The 10,796-nt window shown below is 47.4% G+C and carries 4 protein-coding genes and 1 pseudogene; 1 reads left to right on the top strand and 4 read right to left on the bottom strand.

Annotated elements, in window-relative coordinates; all coding sequences use genetic code 11:
- Both ACTHUF_RS10935 and ACTHUF_RS10930 read right to left on the bottom strand, forming a co-directional pair.
- Nucleotides 1-3,985, bottom strand: a 3,985-nt coding sequence (locus ACTHUF_RS10935) for an ESPR-type extended signal peptide-containing protein (protein ID WP_440407691.1), incomplete at its 3' end; no start/stop codon positions are given.
- Between the two features lie 566 nt (nucleotides 3,986-4,551).
- Nucleotides 4,552-5,172, bottom strand: a complete 621-nt coding sequence (locus tag ACTHUF_RS10930) for an L-threonylcarbamoyladenylate synthase (RefSeq protein WP_440407689.1) — start codon at nucleotides 5,170-5,172, stop codon at nucleotides 4,552-4,554.
- Nucleotides 5,173-5,370: 198 nt separating this feature from the next.
- Between ACTHUF_RS10930 and dusA the strand changes: the two genes are divergently transcribed.
- Nucleotides 5,371-6,375 carry a tRNA dihydrouridine(20/20a) synthase DusA gene (dusA, locus tag ACTHUF_RS10925; RefSeq protein WP_440407688.1) on the top strand — a complete coding sequence of 335 codons (1,005 nt, stop codon included), beginning with the start codon at nucleotides 5,371-5,373 and terminating at the stop codon, nucleotides 6,373-6,375.
- Between the two features lie 237 nt (nucleotides 6,376-6,612).
- On the opposite strand, the gene ACTHUF_RS10920 is transcribed toward dusA, so the two are convergent.
- The gene (locus ACTHUF_RS10920; RefSeq protein ID WP_440407693.1) at nucleotides 6,613-7,902 is read right to left on the bottom strand and encodes a YadA family autotransporter adhesin; all 1,290 of its coding nucleotides are present in this window, start codon (nucleotides 7,900-7,902) and stop codon (nucleotides 6,613-6,615) included.
- Between the two features lie 132 nt (nucleotides 7,903-8,034).
- A pseudogene (locus ACTHUF_RS10915) lies at nucleotides 8,035-10,796 on the bottom strand (beta strand repeat-containing protein); the annotation flags it as partial.

Raw genomic sequence — 10,796 nt, 5'->3', positions numbered from 1 at the left:
CGTCTTTGGTGTCTTGCGCCAAGTCGATGCTGTAGTCGGTCACGTTGTTCGCGTCTTCTGCTGAAGCAGTGACGGTCACTTTGTTCGAACCTGCGCTCGCGGTCGTGCCTTTGGCGTTGACGGTGTAGATGTCTTGGCCGTTGGCGCCGGTCGTTTTCACCACGTCTTTGATGTTGGTACCGGCAGCAACCTCGGTACGGGCGGCGGCGCTTTGCTGTTTCAGCTGGCTGTAGTTGACGGCGTCGGCGTCATCGGTACCGGCGGCTACATTGGTAATCTTGTTGCCGGCGGCATTAATGCCGGACTTGGTCACACTCGGGCCGCCGCTGATGGTGAGGCCGTCTGAATTCAGTTTGCTGTCGCCTGCGGTGACGCTGTCGACGGTGATGTCTTTGGCCAGTTTCAGCTGTGCACCACCGGCTACGGTTTCGCTGATGATGTTGCTGTCGCCTTTGACATTGATGGTGTCGCCCAATGCGTAGTTGTTGCTGCCGGTGGTACCGCCGAAGTTGATGCCTTTGGCGATGTTGGCGGCGTTGTTGGCGACGTTTTGGTTGGTCGCAAACAGTTGGCTGCCGTTGACGGCATCTTTGCTGTTGGCATTGAGGTCGCCGTCGGCCACGTTGGTCACTTTGTTACCGGCGGCATCGATACCGGACTTGGTCAGGCTAGGACCGCCTGCAACTTTCACACCGTCGTTGTTAACGGTGGTGTCGCCGGCTTTGACGCTGTCTACTACCAGGTCTTTGTTCAGCTTGACGGTAACGGTATCACCTTGGGCTTCAGTCGTGATGTTGTCGTCGCCGGCAACGGTTACTGTAGCGCCGAGTTTTTCGATATTGGTGCTGCCGCTGTCGCCGTTGAAGGTCAGGCCTTTGGTATCAACGGTGGTTTTGGCGTCTACGCCTTTTTGGATGTCGTCTTTAGTACTTTGAGCAAGATCGATACTGTAATCAGTTGTTACTGAACCATCGGCTGCAGTTGTAGTATTGGAGGTCAAATTCAAAGCATTGGAAACTTGTACCGTTGCTTTATCTGCGCTGACGGTATAAGTGGTTTCTTTGCCTGAAGTTGTCTTATTGACATGCGTGTTGCTGCCTGCCGCCACCTTGGTTGTGGTTTTGGCATTATTGATGGCATTGGCTACATCGCCGGCAGTCGCCACACCAGCAGTCGGTGCGGACACTGTGCCATTATTATCGACAGACAATGTGCCTTGAGTGACGTTGATTTGGACTTTTGATGCATTCTCGCCATCGGTAACCGCAACGGTCGTCAAGTTGCCATCGGCGTAATTGACTGTACCGTTGTTATTGATACGGGATTTGTCTGTGCCATTTTGTTGGATATTGTGTCCAACATTGTTCATAACTGTGTACAGTTGGCTACCGTTGACCGCATCGGTTGAAGTGGCAGAAATACGGCCTGCGGCAACATTCTGGATTTGGCGTTCATTGCCTGCGCTACCTACAGAAACCGCGCCTGTTTTAGCAGATGAAGAAGCCGCATAGCTGACATTGGTCGTCGCACCGCTATCGTTTTTGAATGTTGCATTTTTAGCTGTTGCATCAAAATTATTGGCAGTGCCAACAGCACCATTACCCAATGCAACAGAGCTACCGATCGTAGTCGTCGCGCCACTACCCAAAGCAACTGAATCGCTTCCGGTTGCTTTTGCATTATTACCGCCGGCAAAACTATTCTGCCCGGCAGCTTGGGCTGAGGAACCAATAGCAGTGGAATAAAGGCCTGAACTGTTTGCCTGCTTACCAATGGCAATAGAATAAGATTGAGCAGTCTGCGCCTGATGACCGATAGCAACAGAATCATCACCGACTGCATTTGACAAATAGCCCATTGCCGTACCGTTATTTTGTGCCGCTGCCCTTGCACCGACAACAGTTGCATTTTCGTAGTTGGCTCTACTGTGTGCACCGACGACTATAGAGTAATTGCGATCATTTTCTGTATTCAAACCTATGGCAATAGAGCCTGTTCCACGAGAATTGGCATTAGAGCCTAAAGCCACGGCACCTACAGTTCCTGAAGTTACAGTTGCATTTGGGCCAACAGCAACAGAAGATGAACCAAGTACGTTAGCATTATGCCCCAAAGAAACACTACCCGTCGCACCAGTGCTTGTTGCCGCATTCGGTCCGATAGCAATAGAATTGGTTGCTTTTGCGCCGTCATTATTCCAGTTTTTCGTACCGTCAGTTTTGCCTTCTTCTGACTTAACAGAGAAATAACGAATGCGTTCGAGCGCACTCAATACACCATAAAGTTGAGAGCCATTGATGGCATCAGTAGAAGTAGCAGAAATATCGCCAGGGGATACATTGATGATTTGGCGTTCGTAACCTTTGGAACCGACAGACACAACATCACCGGCATCAGTAGTTTGACCGCCTGCCCAAGTGTAGGTTACACCCATAATTTCGCGTTGAACGTATGCCTTACCTTCTTTATCGGTTTTAGAAGCCGTACCCAAAGCCACAGAGTTCAGCAAAGTAGCCTTCGCACCTGTACCCAAAGCCACACCGCCAAAAGCAGTCGCCTGAGATTTAGTACCGATGGCCAAAGACAAATCGGCAGATGAATTAGACTGCACACCTAATGCAACAGAACCTTGACCGGCAATAGTATTACCATAAGAACCGTGATTCATCGTATCACCAGTCATCTCTTTATAAATATCACGCAGACTTTTACCGCTCAGCGTATATTCACCGGTCTTTGCACCTTTTTCATTATATTTGATGAATTTATCCGTTGCATTGCCAGAATATCGAGTACCACCTACCGAATCTAAATCATCACCACCAATAGCAACAGATGAATTACCATTAGCCAAGACATTGCCGCCAACCGCAATAGATTGGTCTCCCTTTGCCCACGCACCCTCAGGTCTGCCCTGTGGATCAACACGGTTACCTGAACCAATAGCAATAGACTGAGTTATCTTAGAACTACTTGAATCGCCTACTCGAGCCGTATTACCAATAGCAATATTATTGTGCGTTACATTCACATTCATAATATTTTGCGAAAGAACCCCAGATGCACGTCCAATAGCAATCGTACCAAGGCCGGTTGCATTCGCGTCTGCACCAAGTGCAATAGCACTTGATGGCGCATTACCCGAACCTGGAGAATTTGCCACTGCACCTTTACCGATGGCAATGGTATTTCCAGTTTGAGCTTGGGCTGAATTACCTATAGCGATAGACTCACTTTGATAACCCACTGCATTGGTACCGATTGCAATGGCATTTTGCGCATTGGCTGCAGCCTGACTGCCGCTGCCAATTGCAATGCCGTTTTGACCTCTTGATGTGCTGGATTGGCCCAAAGCCATTGAGCCTATACCAAATGCTTGCGCCGAATTACCCAATGCTGTTGTGTTCGTATTATCAGCAAGAGCATTCTTACCTACCGCTGTCGCTTGCGTACCATTTGCTTTGGAATCTGCACCCAATGCTGTTGAATCTGCAGAAACAGCATTGGCACTTTTACCTATCGCTGTTGCATTTGAACTACTTGCACTTGTATCTGCACCCATCGCAACAGCATGATTTTGAGTAGCCTTGGCATTTGTACCAACAGCAAGGCTGTTATTATGTGTTGCATTTGCACTCGTACCTACCGCAACTGCACCATTAGCCGTAGCATTGGCTGATGCTCCTACTGACAGAGCACCAATACCGGTCGCTGTTGCACCACTAATCGCAGTCGCACTGGTTACAGCATCAAATTCAATTTTTCCTCGTGCTGCAGTTGCCGCATACGAATTACCCGCACCTAAAAGAGCTGCCGAAATCACTGTCAATCTGAAAACTGTCGCAATACCATTTTTACCGGATTCGGCAGATACATCTGCACTGTTTTGTTCTGCAGACGATTTCACACGGCCTTTGGCCAATTCGGATGTTACGACGAAAGATTGAATCGTACGGTTCCAAACAACTTTAAATATCTTATTCATAGGTGTGTCTTTCTCTTTTTATGATAGGTAAAAGCGTGAGCATGAGCATGACGCTACTTTAAGAATTTATGCGGGGTTTTCCCAGCAAAATGCTTATCTCAAGCTGACGTTTATTGTCACTTTGAGACGAAATTTAGGTCTTGTACTATCTCGAAGTGGAATAGTATTTCATACTTACAAAATATCCGCTAGTCTAAAATATCAACCGATTATCTTTAATTTTTAAACAAAATCATGACGTTTGAACAGAAAAACCAATCATCAAAAGTTCTCCAGTCATGTTTTTATTAATAAGCGTAATGTTGTATTCCGTCGACAAGTCATCAGCAATCACAGTAATCATGCAAGCAACGTGCCAATTGCTCGGAATTTTATTTAAAATGAATTGTTTTCTAAAAAATGGAAAAGGCCGTCTGAAATGTTTCAGACGGCCTTTAATGAAATGATATTGAACAATTGCTTAATTGAATAATTTGTTTTTTGAGCTATCAATAAAATTGGCAATATGCTTTTAATACGTCATAGAAAGAATACGTATATCCCTATTTATACAAATGCGGATGGTTTTACAAACCGAATACGGCAATATCGCCCTTGCCTTGACGAATCAGCTCAGTGCCATCGGTCATATCGATAACCGTCGTCGGCTCAGTACCGCACCAGCCGCCATCAATAACCAAATCAACAGCATGCTCAAGACGATCTCGGATTTCGTATGGATCGGTCAATGGCTCTTCGTCTTCGGGCAGCATAAGGGTGCAACTTAAAATAGGTTCGCCCAATTCTTGCAAAAGCGCCAAGGCAGTGGCGTTGTCGGGAACACGCAGGCCGATGGTTTTACGTTTGGGGTGAAGCGTGCAATTGGGTACTTCTTTGGTTGCCTGCAGGATAAAGGTATAACTGCCGGGCGTAGCTGCTTTGAGCTGGCGGAATTGGGCATTATCTACTTTGGCGTAAGTACCCAATTCGCTCAAATCGGCACACATCAGGGTCAGATGGTGTTTTTGATCGATTTTGCGAATCGAGAGAATGCGTTCCATCGCGTTTTTGTCGCCGAGTTTGCAACCCAGCGCGTAACAGGAGTCCGTAGGGTAAACGATAACGCCGCCACTGCGGACAATGTCGGCGGCTTGTTTGATGAGGCGGTCTTGGGGATTATCGGGATGGATGGCGAAAAATTGTGCCATGTTTTTTTCCTTATCATTCTAATGGTTTGTTGTTTGACATTTTAAAACTTATTTGGCCGTCTGAATATTGGATTTCCACCACCATGAATGGATTTAGCCTCAGCTACAACACCTTAGATATCATTTTGATTTACTGCTAATATCGAAAGTCAATTTGATACACTATATAATGCGTTATTTTGTTTGAAAGCCATCTCAATGTCTGCTTCTTCCCTACCTTCACGCCGCTTGTCTGTTGCACCTATGCTCGATTGGACAGACAGACACTATCGCTTCATGGCGCGACAAATTACGCGCAATGCCTGGCTTTATAGCGAAATGGTCAATTCAGGCGCGGTGGTTTATGGAGATAAAGACCGCTTTTTGAGTTTCAACGAAGGCGAGCAACCGGTAGCTTTACAGCTTGGCGGTTCAGATCCGCATGACTTGGCAATCGCTACCAAAGCGGCTGAGGCGTATGGTTATAATGAAGTCAACCTAAATTGCGGCTGCCCCAGCCCACGCGTTCAAAAAGGCGCTTTCGGCGCTTGCCTGATGAATGATGTAGATTTAGTGGCAGATTGTTTGAATGCGATGCAGGATGCAGTTGAAATTCCGGTAACGGTCAAACACCGCATTGGTGTAGACAGACAGACAGAATATCAAGTCGTGGCAGATTTTGTGGGAGCACTTCGCGAAAAAACAGCCTGTCGCACATTTATCGTCCATGCGCGTAATGCCTGGTTGGATGGTTTATCCCCGAAAGAAAACCGCGAAGTCCCGCCACTCAAATATGAATACGTGTACCGTTTGAAACAAGAATTTCCAGACTCAGAAATTTTAATTAACGGCGGTATTACCACCAACGAAGAAATCGCCGAACACTTAAAATTTGTCGATGGCGTCATGATCGGGCGCGAGGCTTATCACAATCCAATGCTGATGCGCGATTGGGATGCACTGTTTTACAACGACGCACACGCACCAATCCAATACGCAGATTTAGCGGCTTGGCTATACGCATACAGTCGCGAACAAATTGCCTCAGGACGCGGCACCATCCTGCGCCACATCGTCCGCCACGCACTAGGCTTAATGCACGGCCTAAAAAATGCCCGCTCTTGGCGCCGTATGCTCTCAGATGCTACTTTGCTGAAAGACAACGACGGCAGCCTGATTCTAGACGCATGGAAAGAAGTCGAACGCGCAAATATTTGGGATTAATGGCATATAGTGCGAATAAAAGAAAGGCCGTCTGAAGCATCCAATGATGTTTCAGACGGCCTTTTGAATTGCAACAGACTGCTAAAGATATATTCATTTATCTTTGGCTACTGTCCTGATTAATTCATCAAATAAATTCAAAACATAATCTAAGCATAAAAAAATGCGGCCTAAATAGGCCGCATTTACTTTGCTTCGTCTTTTCAGACGGCCTTTTCAGGCCGTCTGAAAGTCAGATTACCATTGGTAACCAACTGCTGCGGTAGCACCGAAGTGACCACGTGAGTTGCCGGAAGCAGTACCTTTGATGATCCAGTTACCACCATCGGAGATGCTAGAGAAGCCGACAGCGTAACCGGTTTCACCGCGGTAGTGACCGCCACCGATGGCCAGCATGCTCTTACCTGGCAAGTAAGCTTGTGGCAGACCGGCAGTAGCCAAGGCTTGAGCCACACCTGCGCGGGCGTTGTTGTCAACCTTGTTCACATTGCTGTTCACATCGCCGAATTTTTGGTTCAGCTGGTCAACGTTAACCGCATCGGTACCGTTCTTACCTGGAGCAACATTTTTAATAGTAGTGTTGCCGGCATCGATACCACCTTGGTTGATGGTTACAGGACCTGCTTTCAGTTCGTTAGTAGTAACACTGTTAACGGTCAGATCAGGGTTCAAGCTGACTTTCAGCGCATCACCGTCTTTCTTAACGAAGATGTTTTGAACTTCTTTCTCTGAAGTCTTACCGGTTGCTTTGTCGAATACTTGAACTTTAGTACCCGCATCACCTTTAATCTGAATAGTGTTATTCAGCTGTTTGGAGATAGAGCCGTCAGTAGTACCAGTCTCGTCAACCAGACCGAAGGTACCATCAGCATCTTTACCATCTTTACCGTCTTTACCATCTTTCACGGTTGCAGTAGTAGTAGAGATGACTTTACCGTCTTTATCGAAGTTGTTGATAGTGATGGTAGAAGTACCTTTAGCTTCATCACGCTCAACTTTACCTTCTGCAGACTTACCGTTTTCACCGGTATCACCTTTAGCACCAGTTGCACCAGTATCACCTTTAGCACCGTCTTTAACAACAGTAGTAGTAGTGTTACCGTTACCATCTTTGATGGTTACAGTGTGAGTACCGTCGCCGTTGTCTTTAACTTCAGCTTCAGCATTCTTACCGTCTGCACCAGTAGCACCGGTTGCACCATCTTTAACGACAGTAGTAGTAGTGTTACCGTTACCGTCTTTGATGGTTACAGTGTGAGTACCGTCGCCGTTGTCTTTAACTTCGGCTTCAGCGTTCTTACCGTCGGCACCAGTTGCGCCAGTTGCGCCGGTATCGCCTTTGGCACCAGTTGCACCGTCTTTAACGATGGTAGTAGTGGTGTTACCGTTACCGTCTTTGATGGTTACAGTATGAGTACCGTCGCCGTTGTCTTTAACTTCGGCTTCAGCGTTCTTACCGTTGTCACCAGTTGCACCATCTTTAACGATAGTAGTAGTAGTTTTACCGTCACCGTCAACGATGGTCACTGTATGAGTACCGTCACCATTGTCTTTAACATCAGCTTTGGCATTCTTACCATCGGCACCAGTTGCACCCGTATTACCAGCTTCACCTTTAGCACCAGTTGCACCGTCTTTAACGATGGTAGTAGTGGTATTACCGTTACCGTCTTTAATGGTTACAGTATGAGTACCGTCGCCGTTGTCTTTAACATCGGCTTCAGCGTTCTTACCGTCGGCACCAGTTGCACCAGTTGCGCCGGTATCGCCTTTAGCACCAGTTGCACCGTCTTTAACGATGGTAGTAGTGGTATTACCGTTACCGTCTTTGATGGTTACAGTATGAGTACCGTCGCCGTTGTCTTTAACGTCGGCTTCAGCATTCTTACCATCTGCACCAGTTGCACCGTCTTTAACGATGGTAGTAGTGGTATTACCGTTACCGTCTTTGATGGTTACAGTGTGAGTACCGTTGCCGTTGTCTTTAACGTCGGCTTCAGCATTCTTACCATCTGCACCAGTAGCACCAGTTGCACCATCTTTAACGATAGTAGTAGTAGTGTTACCGTTACCGTCTTTGATGGTTACAGTGTGAGTACCGTTGCCGTTGTCTTTAACGTCGGCTTCAGCGTTCTTACCGTCTTTAACGATAGTAGTAGTGGTATTACCGTTACCGTCTTTGATGGTTACAGTATGAGTACCGTCGCCGTTGTCTTTAACATCGGCTTCAACATTCTTACCGTCTGCACCAGTATCACCTTTGGCACCAGCAGCACCAGTTGCACCGTCTTTAACGATAGTAGTAGTGGTATTACCGTTACCGTCTTTGATGGTTACAGTGTGAGTACCGTCGCCGTTGTCTTTAACGTCGGCTTCAGCATTCTTACCGTCTGCACCAGTTGCACCGGTATCGCCTTTAGCACCAGTTGCACCGTCTTTAACGATGGTAGTAGTGGTATTACCGTTACCGTCTTTGATGGTTACAGTGTGAGTACCATCGCCGTTGTCTTTAACTTCGGCTTCAGCGTTCTTACCGTCTTTAACGATAGTAGTAGTGGTATTACCGTTACCGTCTTTGATGGTTACAGTGTGAGTACCGTCGCCGTTGTCTTTAACATCGGCTTCAGCATTCTTACCATCTGCACCAGTTGCACCGGTATCACCTTTGGCACCAGTTGCACCGTCTTTAACGATGGTAGTAGTGGTATTACCGTTACCGTCTTTGATGGTTACAGTATGAGTACCGTCGCCGTTGTCTTTAACGTCGGCTTCAGCATTCTTACCATCTGCACCAGTTGCACCGTCTTTAACGATGGTAGTAGTGGTATTACCGTTACCGTCTTTGATGGTTACAGTGTGAGTACCGTTGCCGTTGTCTTTAACGTCGGCTTCAGCGTTCTTACCATCTGCACCAGTTGCACCGGTAGCACCAGTTGCGCCAGTATCGCCTTTAGCACCAGTTGCACCGGTATCACCTTTAGCACCAGTTGCACCGTCTTTAATGATGGTAGTAGTGGTATTACCGTTACCGTCTTTGATCGTTACAGTGTGAGTACCGTTGCCGTTGTCTTTAACGTCGGCTTCAGCATTCTTACCATCTGCACCAGTTGCACCGGTATCACCTTTGGCACCAGTTGCACCGTCTTTAATGATGGTAGTAGTGGTATTACCGTTACCGTCTTTGATCGTTACAGTGTGAGTACCGTTGCCGTTGTCTTTAACGTCGGCTTCAGCGTTCTTACCATCTGCACCAGTTGCACCAGTATCACCTTTAGCACCAGTTGCGCCGGTGTCACCTTTAGCACCAGTAGCACCGTCTTTACCGTTTTTACCGTCTTTAACGATGGTAGTAGTGACTGAACCGGTACCCAGATCAGTAATAGTGATTGTATGGGTACCATCACCATTATCTACAACTTCACCTGTGATGCTGGTGCCGTCTTCACCTTTTTCGCCGGTATCGCCTTTAGCACCAGTTGCACCGGTATCACCTTTAGCACCAGTTGCACCGTCTTTAACGATGGTTGTAGTGGTATTACCGTTACCGTCTTTGATGGTTACAGTATGAGTACCGTTGCCGTTGTCTTTAACGTCGGCTTCAGCGTTCTTACCATCTGCACCAGTTGCACCAGTATCACCTTTAGCACCAGTTGCGCCGGTATCACCTTTAGCACCAGTTGCACCAGTTGCACCAGTATCACCTTTAGCACCAGTTGCGCCGGTATCACCTTTAGCACCAGTTGCACCAGTTGCACCAGTATCGCCTTTAGCACCAGTTGCACCAGTTGCACCAGTATCGCCTTTAGCACCAGTTGCACCAGTTGCACCGTCTTTAATGATGGTAGTAGTAGTGTTACCGTTACCGTCTTTGATCGTTACAGTGTGAGTACCGTTGCCGTTGTCTTTAACGTCGGCTTCAGCGTTCTTACCATCTGCACCAGTTGCACCGGTATCGCCTTTAGCACCAGTTGCACCGTCTTTAATGATGGTAGTAGTGGTATTACCGTTACCGTCTTTGATGGTTACAGTGTGAGTACCGTTGCCGTTGTCTTTAACGTCGGCTTCAGCGTTCTTACCATCTGCACCAGTTGCACCGGTAGCACCAGTTGCGCCGGTATCGCCTTTAGCACCAGTTGCACCGTCTTTAATAATGGTAGTAGTGGTATTACCGTTACCGTCTTTGATCGTTACAGTGTGAGTACCGTTGCCGTTGTCTTTAACGTCGGCTTCAGCATTCTTACCATCTGCACCAGTAGCACCGGTATCACCTTTAGCACCAGTAGCACCGGTGTCACCTTTAGCACCAGTTGCACCGGTATCGCCTTTAGCACCAGTTGCACCGGTATCGCCTTTAGCACCAGTTGCACCGGTATCGCCTTTAGCACCAGTTGCACCGGTATCGCCTTTAGCACCAGTTGCAC

It is taken from the genome of Neisseria sp. P0024.S006 (assembly GCF_051956595.1).
In the GTDB taxonomy this organism is placed as follows: Bacteria; Pseudomonadota; Gammaproteobacteria; order Burkholderiales; family Neisseriaceae; genus Neisseria.
Note: the sequence above shows the minus strand (reverse complement) of the source record. Positions and strands in the feature narration are given on the sequence as shown.